The sequence below is a fragment of the Nocardiopsis flavescens genome, assembly GCF_900141985.1.
Classification (GTDB): Bacteria; Actinomycetota; Actinomycetes; order Streptosporangiales; family Streptosporangiaceae; genus Nocardiopsis; species Nocardiopsis flavescens.
Genome location: NZ_FQZK01000030.1, coordinates 25,515 through 44,245, shown reverse-complemented (window position 1 = coordinate 44,245; position 18,731 = coordinate 25,515). Strand labels below are relative to the sequence as shown.

The window sequence follows — 18,731 nt, the reverse complement described above, 5'->3', positions numbered from 1 at the left end:
CGGTGACCGCGTCCGGGTCAGTCGAGGGGCGGGTAGGCGTTGTCCAGCAGCTCCTGGAACTGGGCGGAGAACCAGTGCCCGGAGATCGGGGCGTCGCCCAGGGCGCCGCTCGGGCTGTTGCCGTTGCGGACGTTGCCCTCGTAGGTCGGGTCGCACATCCGGTCGAAGCCCTTGCCCTCGTCGTTGTCGATGAGCTCGCTGGACCCGTCGGACTCGCCCGGGGGCTTCATCCAGACGTAGGCGTCGATGCCGGCCGCGGGGGCGGTCTGCGGGCGCTCGCCCAGCCCGGCACCGGCCTGGTTGCACCAGTTGCCGGGGTTGACGCGCCGGTCGTAGCGACCGCCGTCGACGTAGGCGTCCACGTCGGTCTGGGGGCCGGGGCCGGTGGGCCGGTCGGCGCCGCCCCAGCCGTTGCGGGAGGTGTCGATGAGCATCCCGATGTCGGACGGGAAGCCCTGGGAGACCAGCTCCGTGCGCAGCGCCTGGGAGAAGCTCAGCTCGTCGACGTAGTTGTTCCAGTCCACCCAGGAGGACTGGCGGACGGGCACGCCGGCGATGGTCTGCCCGATGGAGAAGTTCTCCTCCTCCAGAGCCGAGTAGTTGGCGGTGTTGGCGATGAACCCGTGCACGTCGGCGGGGGTGGCCCCGGCGGCGTTGGCGGCCTGGTAGAAGATCTGGGCGGAGGGGACGAAGTTGTCCTCCCAGCCGATCCAGCCGTGGTGGCCGGCGTCCACGTAGTTGTAGACGTTGTCGATGTCGCCCAGGGTCGCCAGGGCGTAGCCGACGCCCTCGACGTAGTTGCCGTTGGCCAGCATCTCGTCGCACTCGGGGGTGGCGGTCGCGCGCGGGGAGACGTTGGTGACCAGGTTGGGCAGCGAGTCGATCTCGATGGTCGTCACGATGCGCAGCTCGGTGTCCTCGTAGTCGGCGAGGATGTCCGCGATCGGGTCGATGTACTCGTCCCTGTAGCGGTCGATCTCGTCGGGGCCGAGCTCGCCGTTGGACGCCAGGGCGGCGCAGTCGCGGCCGGGCAGGTTGTAGATGACGACCTGGAACACCAGGGGCTCGCCGCCGGACTGCTCCACGGCCTCGTCCAGGTGGTCGCGCAGGCCCATGGAGCCGGTGGTCGGGCTGTCGTTGCCCTCGATGGCGCCGATGCGGTCCAGCCACACGCCGGTGGGCTCGTTCGCCACGGCCTCGCCGCCCGGCTCGGCCGCCGCGTTCGCGGACCAGACGGGGTTCACGTAGACGTCGGCCCCGGAGTAGGGGTTGTCCACGCGGGAGGTGCCGGGCTCGCCCGGCTCTCCGGGTTCACCGGGCTCTCCGGGCTCTCCCGGCTCGCCGGGGTCGACCGCGCCGTCGCACAGGACGCCGTTGAGCTCGAACGCGAGCGGGGCCGCGTTGGAGCCGCTGTAGGAGCCGTTGAACCCGAAGCTCACCGCGCCGTCGGTGGAGATGGAGGAGTTGTAGCCGGCGTCGGATACGGAGACGTTGGCGCCGCTCTGGGTGTGCGTGCCGCCCCAGAGGTTGGTGACCTGCTGGTTCCCGGGGAAGGACCAGTCGAGGGTCCAGCCGTTGACGGCGGCGCCCAGGTTGGTGATCTCGACGTTCGCGGTGAAACCCGAGCCCCAGTCGTTGACCGTGTACTCGACGGCACAACCGGAGTCGGCGCTGGCGGGGGCGGCGGGGACGACGGCCAGTGCGGCGCCCACCACCAGGGCGGACAGGGCGGCCGGCCCTCTGCGTGCTCGCGACGGTCCGGGTGTCGCGGCACTGTGGATTCTGCTCATCTCTTCTACTTCTTCCTCGCGGAGGGGGGTGATCCGTAGGGAAAGGAAAGAAGGTGTCGCGCGGAACGCGACGACTGCGGGGAATCCGGGAATGGCGGGCACGACAATGGCGGCGAGCGGGGCATGGCTTTTCTCCGGCGGGGACGGACCGCGACCGGGAGCGCTCCCACACAGGGCGGGAAGTCCGGACGGGCAGCGGAGGGACTGGGGGGCGGTTGGGACCCGAAGGCCCACGGGGGAGGCGGTCGCGCTCTGTTCGGGAGCGCTCCCACGAGAGTAACCACGCAATGGTGATATGTAAACAGCGAATGAAAAAGAGATTTCGTCCCACTGGGCACGGCATCTCCGGACCAAGCCGCCGGTGAACAGTTATCAAGCATTCAGTCCGCACGGCAGGATGTGTGAATTGTGGGACTGGAGTGAAGCGCTTCGACAGCAATGGTGTTACCTATTGCTTTTTTTGCCGCCGCTGTCAAGACCCCCAAACGGGGTCGCGCCGCCGCGTGCGTCCGGGCCCTCGGAGGGCCCGCGCATCCGGCCGACCGCCGCCCGCGGGCCCAGGAACGAACGGGCTCCCCCCACGGTGTCCCTGGTGTCCGCGGCGCGCGCCGCCGCGCCTCCGGCAGACCCCTTGTGTCCCGCCCCGGGGGTGGGACAGCTCCAGCCCGCCCCGGCGGTCGGCACCGCGTATCCGGGCCCGCACGGGGGGCCGCTCCCGGCCGTGGCACCCGCGCGTCCGCTCCGGGCCCGGCGAGGGCGGCCGGCACCGTGCATCCGGTACCCGCGCCGCGGGCGGCCGGGCCGCCCTCAGGAGGCGGTGTCGCCGAACTCCTCGCTGGCGTCCGCCAGGATCCCCAGGACCGCGATGGGGTCGGGCAGGACCACCGAGCCGCCGTCGTCGCGCGGGGTGCGGATCCAGCTCACCCGGTCCCCGCCGGGCAGCCGGGACGGCGCGCCCAGGACGAAGCTGTCCCGGCAGTGCCAGCGCAGGCCCGGCATGTCCTCGATCGCCTCCGGGACGCAGTCCAGGTGGCAGGACCACCACTCGTCCTCGTCCACGGGCGAGCGGGTCGCCACGAAGAACAGGTACCGCGACCCCAGCGCCGCCACCGGGCCCGCCGGCACACCCGCGCGGCCCGTGCGCGCCAGCGCCATCACCCCGGCCTCGCGCGGCACGTCGAAGACGTCGAAGACCCGCCCCGTCGGCAGGACCACGTTGGCCTCGGGGTCGGCAGCCCACCACCGGCGGATCGTGTCCGCGTCGGTGCTGGCCTCCACCCCCCAGGCCATGGTCGCCGGATGGGCCGCCGGATCCGGACAGCCCAGACGGTCGCAGTTGCAGGCGCGGTCCTCGCCCGGCGCGGCGCCCCGCACCACGGGCCATCCCAGCGCCGCGTAGCCCAGCGCGGCGTCGACCATGCCGTCCATCGCCGGACGCCGCTTCCGTCGGTACAACACATCGGCCATGGAGCCCTCCCCGGTGTTCTCGATCTTCCAGGCGCGGTCCTGGGTGCCGGACCCGCGCCCGGCGACCGCGACCGGGGGAGGGCGATCCGGTCGCGCTACCGGAGCAGTCGGGCCGCCTCGGTCGCCCAGTACGTGAGGACCTGCTCGGCCCCCGCCCGCCGGTAGGAGGTGAGGGTCTCCAGGATCGCCCGCTCCCGGTCGATCCAGCCGCGCTCCGCCGCCGCCTCGATCATGGCGTACTCCCCGCTGACCTGGTAGGCCGACACGGGCACCGGGGACGCCTGCGCGACCTTGGCGACGATGTCGAGGTAGGCCAGCCCGGGTTTGACCATCACCATGTCCGCGCCCTCGGCGACGTCCAGCGCCACCTCCCGCAGCGCCTCCCGGACGTTGGCCGGGTCCTGCTGGTACCCGGACCTGTCCCCGAACCGCGGGGCGCCCTCGGCCGCCTCGCGGAACGGGCCGTAGAACGAGGACGCGTACTTGGCGGCGTAGGCCAGGATCGGCACCCGGGCGAACCCGGCCCCGTCCAGCCCGGCCCGGATCGCCGCGACCTGGCCGTCCATCATGCCGCTGGGGGCCACCACGGCGGCGCCCGCCTCGGCCTGGGCGGCGGCGATGGACGCGTACCGCTCCAGGGTGCGGTCGTTGTCCACGTGCCCGTCGGTCTCCAGCGGCCCGCAGTGGCCGTGCGAGGTGTACTCGCACAGGCACAGGTCGGCCATGACCACCAGGGCGTCGCCGACGTCCTTGGACAGGTCGCGCAGCGCCTCCTGGACGATCCCGTGCGGGTCGTCGGCGGCCGAGCCCCGCTCGTCCTTGCGGGCGGGGATGCCGAACAGCATAACCCCGCCGACCCCGGCCTCGGCCGCCTCCAGGGCGGCCCGGCGCAGGCTGTCGCGGGTGTGCTGGAACTGGCCCGGCATGGAGGAGATGGCCACCGGCTCGCCGATCCCCTCCTTGACGAACATCGGCAGGACCAGGTTCTCCGGCAGCACCCGGGTCTCGGCGACCAGGCGCCGCAGCGCCGGGCCCCGGCGCAGGCGGCGCGGCCGGACGGCGGGGAAGGCGGCTTCGCGGCCGGTGGTGTCCATGGGTACTCCTGAAAAGGGTGGGTTCCTGCTGGCGGGAGCGTCGGCTCAGAGCTTGCGGCGGCGGCCGCGGCGCTTCTGGCTGGGCTTGAGGACGGGCTTGCCCGCCTCGACCGCCTCGGTGCGCTTGGCCGCACCGTACTCCGAAAGCGCGTCCACGAGGGCCGAAACGGAGGCTTTGGGCGCCACGACGTCGACGCGCAGGCCGAACTCGATCGCGGTCTTCTCGGTCTCCGGGCCGATCACGGCGATGACGGTGGTGTTGTGCGGCTTGCCCGCGATCCCCACCAGGTTGCGCACCGTGGAGGAGGACGTGAACAGCACCGCGTCGAAACCGCCGCCCTTGATCGCCTCTCGGACGGGCGCGGGCGGCGGCGCGGCCCGGACGGTCCGGTAGGCGGTGACGTCGTCGACCTCCCAGCCCAGGTCGGCCAGGCCGGCCGCCAGGGTCTCGGTGGCGATGTCGGCGCGGGGCAGCAGCACCCGCTCCATGGGGTCGATCTCGCTGTCGTAGGGCGGCCACACCGACACCAGCCCGGTGCTGGACTGGGCGTCCTCGGGCGGGGCCAGGTCGGGCTGGATGCCGAACTCGCGGACGGCGCGGGCGGTGGCCTCGCCGACGACGGCGACCTTGACCCCGGCGAACGCGCGCGCGTCCAGGCCGTAGGACTCCAGCCGCTCGCGGATCGCCCTGACCGCGTTGACGGAGGTGAACGCCACCCACTGGTAGCGGCCGGTGACCAGGCCGCGGACGGCGCGCTCCATCTGCTGCGGGGTGCGGGGCGGCTCCACCGAGATGGTGGGCACCTCCTCGGGCACCGCGCCCTGGTCGCGCAGCTGCTCGGACAGGGCCGCGGCCTGCTCCTTGGTGCGGGGCACCAGGACCCGCCAGCCGAACAGCGGGCGGCTCTCGTACCAGCCCAGATCGCGCGAGCGGCCGGCGGGAGCGCCGACGACCATCATCGCGGGGGCGGTGAGGTGGTGCCCCTTGGCGTCCTTGGCCTTGAGCTCGGCGACCAGGCGGCCCAGGGTGGAGGCGACGGTGGTCTGGCGGGTCGTGCCCCCGGCGCGCACGACCGCGACCGGGGTGGCGGCGGGCCGCCCCCCGGCGATGAGGGCCTTGCACAGCACGTCGAAGCCGGGCCCCTGGAACGCGGGGGGCTCGTCGGCGGGGGCGTCGCCGCCCAGGATCACCAGGGGCGCGTCACCGGCGGCGGCCTCGTGCCAGTCCACCTCGGCGGTGTGGTCGCGGGCGTTGAGGACGCGCACCTCGGGTGCGCCGTGGCCCAGCAGCGGGATGCCCGCGAAGGCGGGGACGGACGTGACGGAGGAGATGCCGGGCACGACCTCCGCCTCGACGCCCGCCTCCCGGCAGGCCAGGACCAGGTCGGCGCCGCGGCAGCCGAAGAACGGGTCCCCCGCGTACAGGCGCACCACCCGCTGCCCCTCGCGGGCGCGGGACACGGCGAAGGCGTCGACGTCGCCGGCGTCCTCGGCGCGCACGACGGCGGCGTCCTCGCGGCACAGGGCGAGGAGTTCCCCGCGAAAGCCCGCCATCTCCTCGGCCGCGGGCTCGCGCAGCGTGATGACCACGTCGGCGTCGCGCAGCAGCTCGGCGCCGCGCAGGGTCAGCAGCCCGGCCCCGCCCGGCCCGGCACCGACCAGGGCGACGTGCCCGGGCCGGGGGGCGGGGCGCTGCTCCTCCGGCGAGGGGTTGGCGTTGGCGTTCACGTGACTCCTCTGGGTTGCCGCGTCCCGGGGCGCGGTCGCCGGGATGCGTGCGGGACCGGCGGGGCCTGACGTGCCCGCCGGTGGGCTCTGGTTCACGACTCGGTCGGGGCGTCCCTCTCGGCGAAGGCGGCGGCCACGATGCGGTCGGCGCCGTCCGCGATCATGGAGCGGGCCAGGTCGCGGCCCAGGGCCGCGGCGCCCTTCAGGTCGGCGGTGCCGGAGAGGACAGCGGTGCGCTCGCCGCGCACCGCCTCGGAGCCGTCGGTGGCCACGACCGCGGCGCGCAGCCGCAGTTCGCCGCTCCCGGCGTCGTGGACGGCGTGGGCGCCGACCGGGGCGGCGCAGCCCGCTTCGAGCTCGGCCAGGACGGTGCGCTCGGCGACCACGGCCAGCCGGGTGGCCGGGTGGTCCACGGAGGCCAGGTAGGCCAGGTCCCCGGCGCCGCGGTCGGCGCGGCACTCCACGGCCAGGGCGCCCTGGCCGGGGGCGGGCAGCACCTGGTCGGGGTCGAACACGTCGGTGACGTCGGCCATGCGGCCCACCCGGCCCAGTCCGGCGTAGGCCAGGACCACGGCGTCGAGTTCGCCGGAGGCGACCTTGCCCAGGCGGGTCTCGGCGTTGCCGCGGATCGGCACGTACTCCAGGTCGGGGCGCAGGGCGCGCAGCTGGGCGACGCGGCGCGGGGAGCCGGTGCCGATCCTGGAGCCCGCGGGCAGGTCGGCGAACGCGAGGCCGTCGCGGGCGCACAGGGCGTCGCGCGGGTCGTCGCGCTCGGGGATGGCGGCCAGGACCAGGCCCTCGGCGGGGGTGGTGGGCAGGTCCTTGAGGGAGTGGACCGCGAAGTCGACGCTGTCGGCCGTGAGCTCGTCGCGCAGGGCGTTGACGAACACGCCGGTGCCGCCGAGCTGGGTCAGGTGGGCCTTGGTGACGTCGCCGAAGCTGGTGACGAGGACCAGCTCGATCTCCTGCCCCGTGCGCGCGGTGATCGCGTCGGCGACCAGCTGCGACTGGCTGGTGGCCATGGTGCTGCGACGGGTGGCGAGCCTGGCGGGCCCGGTGGTGCCGGTCATGCCTTCTCCTGGGCGGCGGGTGCCGCCGTGGTCGTGGTGTCGAGGTCGAACAGTTCCCGCAGGGCCGCCTCGTAGGACTCCCCGTCCGGGGCGGCGGCCAGTTCCTTGACGCGCACGGTGGGCCGGTGCAGGAGCTTGTCGGCGACGCGGCGCATCGCCCGGGTGATCTCCTCGCGGCTGCGGTCGTCCAGGTCCTCGGGCAGCCGCCCGTGCAGGCGGTCCAGCTCGGCCTCCACCACGCCGCGGGCCTGCGCGCGCAGGGCGACGACGGTGGGGGCGACCTGCGCGGCCCGGCGGACGGTGCGGAACTCGGTCACCTCCTCGTCCACGATGCCGCGGACGAGTTCGAGGGCTCCGCCGCGGCCGGCCCCGGTGCCGGCGCCGTGGGAGGCGGCCCGGCGCAGGTCCTCGATGTCGACGAGGTGGACGTGCGGCAGGTCGCGCACGGCGCGGTCGATGTCGTGGGGCAGGGCGAGGTCGAGGAAGACCAGCGGGCGGGTGCGGCCCGCGGTGGCGGCGGCGACCGCGTCGGCGGGCAGCACCAGGCCCTGGGCCCCGGTGCAGGAGACGACCAGGTCCACGCCGGACAGGACGGCGGCGGCGTCCGCGAAGGGGACGGAGCGGGCGGTGACGCCCTCGTAGGCCTCGGTGAGGCACTCGGCGAGGCGGTCGGCGCGCTCGCGGGTGCGGTTGGCCACGACGACGGTGGCGGCGCCCTGGCGGGCGACGGTGTTGGCGGACAGGGCGCTCATGGAGCCGGCGCCCAGGATGAGGACGCTCATCCCGGCCAGGGGCCCGGCGGTGGCGCGGGCGATGCCGGGGGCGTCCGCGGTGTCGCCCTCGGCGGCGGACATGGGACAGCCGACCGGGGGCGTGGCGCCGAGCGCCTGCACGGTGCGGTCGGCGGTCAGCTCGCCGCCGCCGGTGGGGCCGGCGCCCAGGCGGCGCAGGGCCACGGTGAGGCCGAAGCTCACCATGTCGGCGCCGGCGTGGTCCAGGTGGGTCTCGGTGTGGGCGCGCTTGCCCACGCGCAGGGCGCGCTGGCCCAGGTCGTTGAGGACGCGGCCGACGGAGCCGGACTCCTGCCCGGTCTTGAGGGCGTCGCGGACCTGGCCCAGGATCTGGCCCTCGCCCAGGACCATGGAGTCGAGCCCGCAGGTGACGGAGAACAGGTGCTGCACGGCACGGTCCTCGTAGTGCACGTACATGTGCTCCGCGAGGTCGGTCAGGGGGACGCCGGTGTGCCAGGACAGCATTTCGGTCACGGCGGCGACACCGCCGTGGAAGGCGTCGACGTCGGCGTAGATCTCCGTCCGGTTGCAGGTGGAGACCACCATGACCTCGTTGACGGACTCGGCGCCGATCATCTCCTCGACGGCCTTGGCGCGCGTCTCCCCGTTCAGCGCGACACGCTCCAGGAGCGCCACCGGCGAACTCCGGTGGCTCAACCCCACGGCCAGGACACTCATCCGCATTCTCCTATGCAGGCACTACATCGGCGTCTCTCCATGCTCCGGCAGGGTCCGCGCCGTCTGCGCGCGACCCCCCGTCAAGCGCGGCGCACGCTCGCTCACCGCCGCCGCCCATGCAGGCCTCGCGGCCCGTGTCCGCGGGACCCGGCGGTCCCGCGGTGTGTTCATGTCAGTTCCAGTCCCGCCGGTTCCGCGCCGCGGCCCCCGTCGCCGTTGCGGCGCTGCGCGTGGAACGCGAGGATCTGGAGTTCGATGGACAAGTCGACCTTACGCACATCGACTCCGTCCGGCACATTGAGCACGACCGGGGCGAAGTTGAGGATGCTGGCCACCCCCGCCTCCACGAAGCGGGTGGCGACCGCCTGCGCGGCGGCGGCCGGTGTGGTGATCACCCCTATGGAGACGCCCTTGTCGCGCACAACGGCCTCCAGGGTGTCAATATGCCCGACGTCCAGTGAAGCGACGCGCCTGCCCACCATCGCGGTGTCGGCGTCGAGCAGGGCCGCGATGCGGAACCCGCGGGTCCCGAACCCCCCGTAGTTGGCCAGGGCGCGGCCCAGGTTGCCGATCCCGACGATGGCCACGGCCCAGTCCTGGGTGAGACCAAGTTCACGCGAGATCTGGTAGACGAGGTACTCGACCTCGTAGCCGACCCCCCGCGTCCCGTAGGACCCCAGGTGGGAGAGGTCCTTGCGGAGTTTGGCCGAGTTGACGCCGGCGGCCGAGGCGAGGGCCTCCGATGACACGGTGAGGGTGCCGCGGTCCTGGAGCGCCTGAAGCGTGCGCAGGTAGACGGGGAGCCGGGCGACGGTGGCCTCCGGGATTCCCCTCTCCCGGGGCCTGGGCGGACGACTGGTCACGTGCGAGTGCTCCTGAGGGCGGTCGTACGAACGCGGGGCGGCGGCCGGGGCGGACCCCCGGAGGGTCGGCGGGTGGCTCCAGGCTACGCGCTTGTGAAAGCACGCACAAAGTGGGGTGGGTTGTGAGGCGCGCCCCATAAGTTCCCAGCGGTCACCCCGCGCCGACGCCCCCGGGGGCCGGCGACCCGCGTGCGGCCCGGCCGCCCCGCACGCGGAACGCGCCCGGTGGGACGTGGTGTTATCGCTGCTCCGCGCCGGCCGTTCCGCGGACGGAAAAAGGGAATCCGAACGCGTCGGCACGGCGGCCGGGCATTCTCCGCGGAACGCTTTCCGCCCCGGATTCAGGAGTTCAGCGCGGCGCGGAGCCGCCCTTCGTCCACCCGCCAGAAATCGTGCCGGGCGCCGTCGACGAAAGTGACCGGGATCTTGTCCCAGTACTCCTCCCGGTCGGCCTCGGCGACCTCGTCGAGGGTCACCTCGGCCCGGGTCGCGCCGGCCTCGCCGGCCACCGCGCCGATCACCTTCCAGGCGTCCTCGCACAGGTGGCACCCCGGCCGCCCGAGCATCACCACGCGCGCGCGGCCCGCCCAGGCAGGCATTTCCGTCATGTTTCCTCCGGATTCCACAGGCTTTTCGAACTCCTCATCCGCCCGCGAAGGGCGGTAGGACCTCGATCACAGTCGCATCCGTGACCGAGACGTCACCATGGGCCCTGCGGCCGACCGGGGCCCCGTCGACCAGGAACGAGGAAACCCCGAGAACGCGCAGGAAGCGGTCGTCGGGGTGGAGTCGGCGCGCCGAGTCGAGCGCCTCACCGAGAGTCGCGGCATCGACCTGCTCCTCGGCGATTCCCGCCGCTTCCTTGGCCGCGGCCCAGTACCTGATAGTGCACTTCGCCATCTGTTGATTATCCTTGGTGTTGCTCGGAGGCGACGTATTAAACAAATCTTCACCGGGGGCAATGGCGCCTTCGATCGCCCGCATAGCGCGGGGTGACGGGAAGAGACGCATGAGCCATCTGCTTCTGTTGACGAACTCCAACGAACCGTCCGATCACGTGCTGCCCGCCCTCGGTCTCCTCCTGCACTCTGTGCGGGTGGCGCCCGCCGAAGCCGGCGCACTCCTGGCGTCCGGCGCCGGGTCCGGCTCCAACGCCCCGGTCGACGCCATTCTGGTCGACGCCCGTACCGACCTGGCCGCCGCCCGGAACTTCTGCCGCCTGCTGGACACCACGGGCCTGGACTGCCCGCTGCTGGTGATCCTCACCGAGGGCGGCGTCGCCGCGCTCACCCCGGACTGGCAGGTGAGCGACTTCATCCTCACCGCCGCCGGACCGGCCGAGGTGGAGGCCCGGCTCCGGCTGGCCGTCGGCGGCGCCGACGCGGGCACCGACGACCCCGACGAGATCCGCCGGGGCGACCTGGTGATCGACGAGGCCACCTACATCGCCCGGCTGCGCGGGCGCATCCTCGACCTCACCTTCAAGGAGTTCGAGCTGCTCAAGTTCCTGGCCCAGCACCCGGGCCGGGTCTTCACCCGGGCTCAGCTCCTCCAGGAGGTGTGGGGCTACGACTACTTCGGCGGCACCCGCACCATCGACGTGCACGTCCGGCGGCTGCGGGCCAAGCTGGGGTCGGAGTACGAGTCGCTGATCGGGACCGTGCGCAACGTCGGCTACCGGTTCGTGCCCGACCCCGTCAACAAGGGTCAGCAGTCCGCCGGGGCGGGCCAGGCGCAGCCCGGCGAGGCCGGCGGGGGCGGCGAGGCCCTGCCCGCCGCGCGCACCGAGGCCACCGCCAGCTGACCGGCCGGCACCGAGCGCTCGTGCCGGGCCGCACCCGCGGCCCGGCGCCCGCGCGGGGAAGGCGTCCGCTTCCGGCGGGACAGGGGCCGGGGTCTCCGCATTCCATCGAAAAACCCTGCAAGAGCGACTTATATTGACGGGACCGGACATCACACCTCCTCCCCCGCGGACTCCCGAAAGCGGAGGAACTCACCGTTACAGGACAAGAACGGTGTGGTGTGGGGCCTCGTTTTGAGGGCGGGGACGCCCTAAGATCTGTGGGGCACCCCACGGGGCCGGGCCAGGCGCGGCATGGCGCCCCGACCGGGTGCGGACCGCTGCATGGCGCGCCCCGTGAGGAGTGAACCCGCCCCGATGTCCACCCACGCCGCGAGCACCCCGCTCACCCTCCGACGTCTCGGCATCGCCCTCGGTGCCGCGTTCATCGGATCGACGCTGGTCGCGGTGGTCCCCCCCGCCAGCGCCGAGCCGACGGATCCCGGTGATCCGAGCCCGCCCGCGACCCCGGTCGCCGAGGTCGCCTTCGCGCGCGACGCGGACAGCGTCACGCTGGGCGGCCAGGCACCGCCCAACACGCTCACCCTCGCCAACACCGGCACCCTCGACATCTGCGTGATCGGTCTGGAGGTCACCGAGGGCTTCACGGCCCACGGCCTCGACGGCGGCCCGCTCGCCCCCGGCGACTCGGACACCGTGACGGTGACCGGCTCCCCGCGGCGCTCGACCGACGTGATCGCCACGCTGACCTTCGCCGCCGCCGACCCCGACAACGGATGCACCACGCCCCCGGGCGACGTGCACTCCCTCTCCTCCGGGGTGTGGGCGGTCACCGTCACCCGTCCCGGCCCCTCCCCCTCGCCCACCCCGACCCCCTCCCCCACGGGGCCGCCGAGCGAGACGCCCGCCCCGACCCCGACCCCGACGCCGACCGAGCGCCCCACCCCGTCGGCCACCCCCACCGACGACCGGACGAGCGACAGGCCCTCCACCCGGCCCCCGAACAACAACACCTCCCGGCCCTCCACCCCCAACCGCCCGCGCGGCGGCGTGGGCGACGTGCCCACCAGCGGCGCCGACATCCCCACGCTGCCGCGGGACGAGGCGGCCCTGCCCGACGTGCTGCCCGGCGAGGACCTGGCGACCCTGCCGCTGGCCACCCCGACCGGGACCGACGACGCGGCCGAGACCGAGATCGCCGCCGAGCACACCGACATGGGGCCGAACATGGCCCCCGCGGTCCTGCTGGCGGCCTTCCTCCTCACCCTGCTGCTGGCCGCCCCGCTGGCCCCCACCCGCCGGGTCCGCCCCGGCGCGGGCGGCTACCAGGGACGGCGCCGCAGGGGCTGACGGCCGCACCGGCGACACACGCGCCCCGGCCCCCGCACCCGCGGGACCGGGGCGCGCCCCTGTGCGGACGGCGTTCCGGTCCGGGGGCGCCGCGGGTCGCGGACACGCCGACCGCCCTGGCGGATCGGGCACGAAACCCCCTCCGACCAGGCACGGAGCACAGGCGGTCGGCCGGTGGGCCGGGCCAACGGAATCTTTACGTGCCCGTCGTCGTAGGCTTTCGGTCCATGAGCACCCCGCTGGTCACCGACGACCTGGCGGCCGGACCGGCCGACCAGGTGCTGACGCTCGCCGAGGCCGCCCGCAGAGCGGACGGCACCGCCCCCCTGTCCGAACACACCCTGCTGCGCGTCCGCCACGGCGCCCCGTCCGGCAGCGCCCGCTTCCACGTGCTCTCCGAGGAGGGCCGCGTCGTGGGCTTCGCCTTCGTCGAGCGCGGCGCGGACGAGCCCGACGCCGGAGAGGTCGTCGTCCACCCCGGGCACCGCGGGCGCGGGCACGGCACCGCCCTGCTGCACTCGGTCCACCGGGACGCGGGGCCCCACGGGGTGCGCGTGTGGGCGCACGGCCGCACCCCCGGTGCGGTGGCGGTGGCCGAGCAGGACGGGTGGCGGTCCGTGCGCGAACTGCACAAGATGCGGATGCCGCTGCGCGACCTCGCCGCGGACGAGCGGGGCGGCCCGCGGACCGCCCCGGTCCTGCACGAGCCGGTGCTGCGGCCCGAGGTGGCCGACCGCGTGCAGGTGCGCGCGTTCGTCGTCGGGCAGGACGAGCGGGCGTGGCTCGACGCCAACGCCCGCGCCTTCTCCCACCACCCCGAGCAGGGCAGGCTCACCCTGGACGACCTGCTCCAGCGGGAGATCGAGGACTGGTTCGACCCGCACGGGTTCTTCCTGGCCACCGCCAAGGACGGCCGGGTCACCGCGTTCCACTGGACCAAGGTGCACGCCGACGGCGCCGGGCTGACCGACGGCGGGCCCGCGGGCGAGGTGTACGCGGTGGGGGTGGACCCGGACTGGCAGGGCACCGGCCTGGGCCGGGCGCTCACCCTCAAGGGGCTGCTGCACCTGCGCGACGCGGGGCTGCCCTGGGTCCACCTGTACGTCGACGGGGACAACGAGGCCGCGGTGCGGCTGTACACGTCGCTGGGCTTCGAGATCTGGGACACCGACGTGATGTACGCGCCGCCCGAGGGGCCCGCCGCCCGAGCGTGAGGGCGCGCCGCGCGCCGGTCACCGGACCGGGCGCCCCGCCCGGCCGGGCCGGGGGACGCCCCGGCGGTCCGGCCGCCGACGCGTGCCGCTGATCACATTCACCGGTCGAACCCTTGGCCGCCACGGGAGTGCGACACCTCGTTCATCTTCCGTTCACCTTCCCTGGGACAACTGGTCACCTAGTGGGCCTACCTTCGCATTCGGCGCATCGTGGCCTTTCCGTGTTCGATGGTCGCGACGACCTCCCGCGGGGGGACCTCCCCGGGAGGAAAACCGAACCCGACAGGGTCCGGAACCCACCCGCAGGGGGCTGGTGGGCAGCACTGAACCCTTCCGAACCGGAGCCGATACATGACGACGACGGACGCGCCCACGGTGGCACCACCGCCCAGGGGCAGGCGCCGGATCGGCGATGTCGTATTCGCCGGGCTCGCCCAGGGCTCGGGGATCCTGATCCTCGTGATCCTCGCGGGCGTCGCCGCCTTCCTGATCGTTCAGGCCTGGCCGTCGCTGAGCGCGAACACCGCGAACTTCATCACCGACCGGTCCTGGGACGCCAACGTCCGCGAGAACCCCGCCTTCGGTGTCGGGGCCCTGGCGTTCGGCACCGTCCTGGCCGCCGCGATCGCCCTGCTGCTGGCCACCCCGGTCGCCATCGGCATCGCGCTGTTCATCGTCTACTACGCACCGCGCCGGCTCGCCTCGCTGCTCGGCTACCTGGTGGACCTGCTCGCCGCGATCCCCAGCGTGGTCTACGGCCTGTGGGGCATCGGGTTCCTCGCCCCCCAGCTGGTCCCCGTCTACGAGGGCATGGCCCGCAACCTCGGCTGGATCCCGCTCTTCGCCGGGCCCGCCTCCACCTCGGCCCGCACCATCCTCACCGCGGGCATCGTGCTCGCCGTGATGATCCTGCCGATCATCACCGCCATGTCCCGCGACGTGTTCCACCAGGTGCCGCAGGGGCACCGGGAGGCCGCGCTCGCCATGGGGGCCACCCGCTGGGAGATGATCCGCCTGGCCGTCCTCCCCTTCGGCAGGTCCGGCATCGTCGGCGGCGCCATGCTCGGCATGGGCCGCGCCCTGGGCGAGACCATGGCCGTCGCCATGATCCTGTCGCCCTCGCTGGCCGTCTCCTGGAACCTGCTGCAGAGCGGCAACCAGACCATCGCCGGCCACATCGCGCTCCAGTACCCCGAGGCCACCGGCTACGGCGTGTCCGCGCTGATCGCGGCCGGCCTCGTGCTGTTCGCGATCACCCTGGTCGTCAACATGGGCGCCCGCTACATCGTCGCGCGCGGCAACAAGGAGTCCTGATGAGCCTGACGACCGCCCAGCCCGCCGGCCCCGGTCCGGGTGCCGGAGCGCCCCGCCGCGACCTGCGCAGCGGCTCGCTGCCCCGCTACTTCCCCGCCGCCCTGCTGGCCTCCTCGGCCGCCGTGGTCGCGGGGGTCCTGCTGGCCTTCTCCTCGTTCGGGTTCGTCCTGTGGGCCGTGCTCACCGCGCTCTCCTACACCGTGATCGTGGTGGCGGCCTCCGCGCGCGTCGAGAGCGGGCGCAAGGCCGTGGACCGCCTGGTCACCTCGCTCGTCTACATCTGCTTCGCGCTGGCGATGCTGCCGCTCGTGTCGGTGCTGTGGACGGTGCTGGGCAACGGCCTCGCCCGGTTCGACGGGTACTTCCTGTCGGTGTCCATGAACGGCGTCCTGCCGAGCATGGACGCGGGCGGCGCCTACCACGCGATCGTCGGGACCCTGGCGATCACCGGCATGGCCACGCTGATCTCCGTGCCGGTCGGCGTGATGACCGCCGTGTACCTCGTGGAGTACGCGCGCGGCCGGATGAAGCGCACCATCATGTTCTTCGTCGACGTCATGACGGGCATCCCGTCGATCGTCGCCGGACTGTTCGTGGTCGCCCTGTGGATCATCCTCTTCGGCCCCGGCAACACCAACGGCGCCGCCGGCGCGCTCTCCCTCGCGGTGCTGATGATCCCGGTCGTGGTCCGCTCCAGCGAGGAGATGCTGCGCCTGGTCCCGCAGGACCTGCGCGAGGCGTCCTACGCGCTGGGCGTGCCCAAGTGGCGGACGATCACCAAGGTGGTCCTCCCCACGTCGGCCGCGGGGCTGACCACCGGAATCATGCTGGCCATCGCGCGCGTTATCGGTGAGACGGCGCCGCTGATCCTCACGGCCGGGTCGTCCGCGGTGTCGATCAACTGGAACCTGTTCGACGGGCAGATGATGAGCCTCCCCGTGTTCATCTACTCGCAGGTGCGCATGGGCGGCGCGGTCAACTACGAGAGGGCCTGGGCGGCCGCGCTGACGCTCATCCTCGTGGTGATGCTGCTCTTCTTCCTGGCCCGCATGATCGGCCGCCTGTTCGCGCCGAAGTCCCGCTAGCCCGCCAACCCGGCAATCACGAGGAACATCCAGTGGCGAAACGAATCGACGTCTCCGGACTCCACGTCTACTACGGCGACTTCCTCGCCGTCGAGGACGTGTCAATGACCATCGAGCCGCGTTCGGTGACGGCGTTCATCGGGTCCTCCGGCTGCGGGAAGTCCACCTTCCTGCGCACCCTCAACCGGATGCACGAGGTCACCCCCGGCGCCCGCGCCGAGGGCAAGGTGCTCCTGGACGACATGGACATCTACGCGCCCGACGTGGACCCGGTGCTGGTCCGCAGCGAGGTCGGGATGGTGTTCCAGAAGGCCAACCCGTTCCCGACGATGTCGATCTACGACAACGTGCTCGCGGGCGCGCGCCTCAACAACAAGCGGATGAGCAAGGCCGCCGCCGACGAACTGGTCGAGGACTCGCTGCGCGGCGCCAACCTGTGGGAAGAGGTCAAGGACCGGCTGAACAAGCCCGGCTCGGGCCTGTCCGGCGGCCAGCAGCAGCGCCTGTGCATCGCGCGCGCCACCGCCGTCAAGCCGTCGGTGCTGCTCATGGACGAGCCCTGCTCGGCCCTGGACCCGATCTCGACGCTGGCGATCGAGGACCTCATTCACAAGCTGAAGGAGGACTACACGATCGTCATCGTCACCCACAACATGCAGCAGGCGGCCCGGGTGTCGGACCGCACGGCGTTCTTCAACCTGTCGGCGCCCGGCAAGCCGGGGAAGCTGGTCGAGATGGGCGAGACGAACAAGATCTTCACCCGCCCCGAGAAGAAGGACACCGAGAACTACATCACCGGCCGTTTCGGATAAACCCGCCACGTCCGCTCCGCGAAGGGGGTCCGCACCGCGGACCCCCTTCGCGTTCCCCCGGCCCGGTTCCCGGAAACGCCCCCGCCCCACCGGCCCGGGTCATAGCATCGTTGATATGACCTGGGGTACGGTAGAGCTTGAACCCGAAGTGGAGAAGTGGCTGGGAGGCCTCCCCGACGAGGAATGGGGCCAGGCCCTGTTCCATCTGGACCTCCTGGAGGAGAGGGGTGTCGCACTCGGCTTCCCCTACACGAGCCAACTCGACGGCAGGCTCAGGGAACTGCGGTTCTACTGCGGCGGCCGTCGTGTACGGCTGACGTACTTCATGACAGGTGAGCGGCGCATCATCATGTTGACCGTGTTCCACAAGACCTCCGCGCGGGAGACCGCCGAGGTGCGCAGGGCCAAGCGCGCCATGGACGCGTGTGCGGCGGCAGGACACACGGCGGAGAACGAGGAGGAGCAGTGAGGGAGACTCCGAGAACGACCCTGTCGGAGCTGAGGGAGTCGGAGCGCTTCGACCGCCCCGCGGTCCGCGAGTCCTACGAGTTGGCGCGGTTGCGTTTCACACTGGGCGAGGCGGTACGGCTCCGCCGCGAGGAACTCGGGTGGTCCCAGGCCGAGCTCGGGCGCCGGGCGGGCATGCCGCAGCCCAGCATCGCCCGGTTCGAGCACGGCGGCACCCAGCCGACGCTGCCGACCCTGGAAAAGCTGGCGGAGGCACTGGGCCTGGTCCTCAGCGTCCGTCTGGAGCACCCCACCGCCGCGGCCTGAGGACGTCACGGGCCCTTCCCTTCAGCCCGCGGGCGCCCGGCAAGCCGGGGAAGCCGGTCGAGATGGGCGAGACGAACAAGATCTTCACCCGCCCCGAGAAGAAGGACACCGAGAACTACATCACCGGCCGTTTCGGATAAACCCGCCACGTCCGCTCCGCGAAGGGGGTCCGCACCGCGGACCCCCTTCGCGCGGGGCGGGGCGGCGGATTCCCGAAAGGGGGCCGGATGGGATTCCGCGCCGCGGGGAAACGCCGTTCCAGGAGGGCCCCGGCCCTTTCCTCCGACGCCCCGCCGGGGGACGCGGGGCCGGGACCGCCCCGGGCGGGATCAGGTGAAGCAGGCGCCCGGCTGCTTGACGAGGTAGGCCGAGGAGGCCCACCGGGTGGTGCCCAGCTGACGGAAGCCGTTGGTGGTGGCCTGGGTCGCGTTCACGATCGCGCCGTTGGCCAGCGAGCCCACGACGGAGTAGCCGGTCCCGGGGCCGCTGCGGACGTTGAGGCCGCCACTGGCGCTGACCTTGTACCGGCACCAGACCGCGGCGGCCGAGGCCTCCCCCGGGACGGGCGCCGCCTGGGCGGGGGCGGACAGCCCGGCGAGGACGGTGCCGGCGGCGAGGGCCGCGGCCGCCAGGCCGCGGGCGAGACGACGGGATTTCGTGGTCTTCACGGATTTCCTCCATCATGCGGTAACGGATGGGCGGACCTCGGCCGAGGGCGGGATCCGCGAGCGGGGGCACCGCCGGAATCCACGGTCAGCGTAACGGCGAATTACCTTGCGCGCACGGTTTCGGCCGCATCAGGCCACCCGCCCGCTCTCCTTTCGGAGAAAGCCGGATATTACGGCCCGGGTAGCGGATCACCCCTTTTCACGGCTTTCCCTGTCGCCCCTTCAGGAGACC

Annotated in this window: 18 protein-coding genes and 1 pseudogene; 9 read left to right on the top strand and 10 right to left on the bottom strand. The window is 73.0% G+C overall.

From position 1 onward, the window contains the following. Positions 1-17 precede the first annotated feature (17 nt). The 9 genes from BUE45_RS28250 to BUE45_RS28210 form a co-directional block, all read right to left on the bottom strand. On the bottom strand, positions 18-1,790 hold the full coding sequence (locus BUE45_RS28250) for a glycoside hydrolase family 6 protein (RefSeq protein ID WP_073383959.1): 1,773 nt from the start codon (positions 1,788-1,790) through the stop codon (positions 18-20). Positions 1,791-2,597: 807 nt separating this feature from the next. Beyond that, the gene (locus BUE45_RS28245; RefSeq protein WP_073383958.1) at positions 2,598-3,257 is read right to left on the bottom strand and encodes a bifunctional DNA primase/polymerase; all 660 of its coding nucleotides are present in this window, start codon (positions 3,255-3,257) and stop codon (positions 2,598-2,600) included. A 95-nt stretch (positions 3,258-3,352) separates the two neighbouring features. After that, positions 3,353-4,351: a porphobilinogen synthase gene (gene hemB / locus BUE45_RS28240; RefSeq protein ID WP_073383956.1), complete on the bottom strand. Its 999-nt coding sequence runs from the start codon at positions 4,349-4,351 to the stop codon at positions 3,353-3,355. A 45-nt stretch (positions 4,352-4,396) separates the two neighbouring features. Then, positions 4,397-6,079 carry a bifunctional uroporphyrinogen-III C-methyltransferase/uroporphyrinogen-III synthase gene (locus tag BUE45_RS28235; RefSeq protein WP_073383955.1) on the bottom strand — a complete coding sequence of 561 codons (1,683 nt, stop codon included), beginning with the start codon at positions 6,077-6,079 and terminating at the stop codon, positions 4,397-4,399. 92 nt (positions 6,080-6,171) lie between these two features. Further along, positions 6,172-7,149 (bottom strand): hydroxymethylbilane synthase, encoded by a 978-nt coding sequence (gene hemC / locus BUE45_RS28230; protein ID WP_073383953.1) that lies wholly within the window; start codon positions 7,147-7,149, stop codon positions 6,172-6,174. Continuing rightward, positions 7,146-8,618, bottom strand: coding sequence for a glutamyl-tRNA reductase (locus BUE45_RS28225; RefSeq protein ID WP_073383952.1), 1,473 nt, complete (start codon positions 8,616-8,618; stop codon positions 7,146-7,148). The genes hemC and BUE45_RS28225 overlap by 4 nt, the downstream gene beginning before the upstream one ends. A gap of 167 nt (positions 8,619-8,785) precedes the next feature. Beyond that, entirely contained in the window at positions 8,786-9,481 is a 696-nt protein-coding gene (locus tag BUE45_RS28220) for a redox-sensing transcriptional repressor Rex (RefSeq protein WP_073383951.1), read from the bottom strand. Between the two features lie 341 nt (positions 9,482-9,822). Next, the gene (locus tag BUE45_RS28215) at positions 9,823-10,089 is read right to left on the bottom strand and encodes a glutaredoxin family protein (protein WP_073383950.1); all 267 of its coding nucleotides are present in this window, start codon (positions 10,087-10,089) and stop codon (positions 9,823-9,825) included. A 34-nt stretch (positions 10,090-10,123) separates the two neighbouring features. Beyond that, the gene (locus BUE45_RS28210; RefSeq protein ID WP_073383949.1) at positions 10,124-10,381 is read right to left on the bottom strand and encodes a MoaD/ThiS family protein; all 258 of its coding nucleotides are present in this window, start codon (positions 10,379-10,381) and stop codon (positions 10,124-10,126) included. Positions 10,382-10,490: 109 nt separating this feature from the next. Between BUE45_RS28210 and BUE45_RS28205 the strand changes: the two genes are divergently transcribed. The 9 genes and pseudogenes from BUE45_RS28205 to BUE45_RS32115 all read left to right on the top strand — a co-directional run. After that, the gene (locus BUE45_RS28205; RefSeq protein WP_073383948.1) at positions 10,491-11,285 is read left to right on the top strand and encodes a winged helix-turn-helix transcriptional regulator; all 795 of its coding nucleotides are present in this window, start codon (positions 10,491-10,493) and stop codon (positions 11,283-11,285) included. Positions 11,286-11,639: 354 nt separating this feature from the next. Further along, positions 11,640-12,632, top strand: coding sequence for a hypothetical protein (locus BUE45_RS32740; protein ID WP_073383947.1), 993 nt, complete (start codon positions 11,640-11,642; stop codon positions 12,630-12,632). Positions 12,633-12,859: 227 nt separating this feature from the next. After that, positions 12,860-13,846 carry a mycothiol synthase gene (gene mshD, locus BUE45_RS28195; RefSeq protein ID WP_073383946.1) on the top strand — a complete coding sequence of 329 codons (987 nt, stop codon included), beginning with the start codon at positions 12,860-12,862 and terminating at the stop codon, positions 13,844-13,846. A gap of 351 nt (positions 13,847-14,197) precedes the next feature. Beyond that, entirely contained in the window at positions 14,198-15,160 is a 963-nt protein-coding gene (gene pstC, locus BUE45_RS28190) for a phosphate ABC transporter permease subunit PstC (protein ID WP_073383945.1), read from the top strand. Further along, a complete protein-coding gene (pstA, locus tag BUE45_RS28185; RefSeq protein WP_073383944.1) occupies positions 15,160-16,245 on the top strand; it encodes a phosphate ABC transporter permease PstA in 1,086 nt (361 codons plus the stop codon). The genes pstC and pstA overlap by 1 nt, the downstream gene beginning before the upstream one ends. 32 nt (positions 16,246-16,277) lie before the next feature. After that, entirely contained in the window at positions 16,278-17,057 is a 780-nt protein-coding gene (gene pstB / locus BUE45_RS28180; RefSeq protein ID WP_073383943.1) for a phosphate ABC transporter ATP-binding protein PstB, read from the top strand. A gap of 148 nt (positions 17,058-17,205) precedes the next feature. Beyond that, entirely contained in the window at positions 17,206-17,526 is a 321-nt protein-coding gene (locus BUE45_RS28175; RefSeq protein WP_245833507.1) for a type II toxin-antitoxin system RelE/ParE family toxin, read from the top strand. Next, complete coding sequence (locus BUE45_RS28170; protein WP_073383942.1) at positions 17,523-17,831, top strand: helix-turn-helix domain-containing protein; 309 nt, start codon at positions 17,523-17,525, stop codon at positions 17,829-17,831. The genes BUE45_RS28175 and BUE45_RS28170 overlap by 4 nt, the downstream gene beginning before the upstream one ends. A gap of 26 nt (positions 17,832-17,857) precedes the next feature. After that, positions 17,858-17,971: pseudogene (locus tag BUE45_RS32115) on the top strand (phosphate ABC transporter ATP-binding protein); the annotation flags it as partial. 189 nt (positions 17,972-18,160) lie between these two features. On the opposite strand, the gene BUE45_RS28165 reads toward BUE45_RS32115, so the two are convergent. Then, the gene (locus BUE45_RS28165; RefSeq protein ID WP_073383941.1) at positions 18,161-18,499 is read right to left on the bottom strand and encodes an SH3 domain-containing protein; all 339 of its coding nucleotides are present in this window, start codon (positions 18,497-18,499) and stop codon (positions 18,161-18,163) included. Positions 18,500-18,731: the final 232 nt, after the last annotated feature.

Bases quoted from the DNA above. Each gene is read 5' to 3' on its own strand.
- BUE45_RS28250 (WP_073383959.1), bottom strand. From the start codon at position 1,790: ATGAGCAGAATCCACAGTGCCGCGACACCCGGACCGTCGCGAGCACGC.
- BUE45_RS28245 (WP_073383958.1), bottom strand. From the start codon at position 3,257: ATGGCCGATGTGTTGTACCGACGGAAGCGGCGTCCGGCGATGGACGGC.
- hemB (WP_073383956.1), bottom strand. From the start codon at position 4,351: ATGGACACCACCGGCCGCGAAGCCGCCTTCCCCGCCGTCCGGCCGCGC.
- hemC (WP_073383953.1), bottom strand. From the start codon at position 7,149: ATGACCGGCACCACCGGGCCCGCCAGGCTCGCCACCCGTCGCAGCACC.
- BUE45_RS28225 (WP_073383952.1), bottom strand. From the start codon at position 8,618: ATGAGTGTCCTGGCCGTGGGGTTGAGCCACCGGAGTTCGCCGGTGGCG.
- BUE45_RS28215 (WP_073383950.1), bottom strand. From the start codon at position 10,089: ATGACGGAAATGCCTGCCTGGGCGGGCCGCGCGCGCGTGGTGATGCTC.
- BUE45_RS28210 (WP_073383949.1), bottom strand. From the start codon at position 10,381: ATGGCGAAGTGCACTATCAGGTACTGGGCCGCGGCCAAGGAAGCGGCG.
- BUE45_RS28205 (WP_073383948.1), top strand. From the start codon at position 10,491: ATGAGCCATCTGCTTCTGTTGACGAACTCCAACGAACCGTCCGATCAC.
- BUE45_RS32740 (WP_073383947.1), top strand. From the start codon at position 11,640: ATGTCCACCCACGCCGCGAGCACCCCGCTCACCCTCCGACGTCTCGGC.
- mshD (WP_073383946.1), top strand. From the start codon at position 12,860: ATGAGCACCCCGCTGGTCACCGACGACCTGGCGGCCGGACCGGCCGAC.
- pstC (WP_073383945.1), top strand. From the start codon at position 14,198: ATGACGACGACGGACGCGCCCACGGTGGCACCACCGCCCAGGGGCAGG.
- pstA (WP_073383944.1), top strand. From the start codon at position 15,160: ATGAGCCTGACGACCGCCCAGCCCGCCGGCCCCGGTCCGGGTGCCGGA.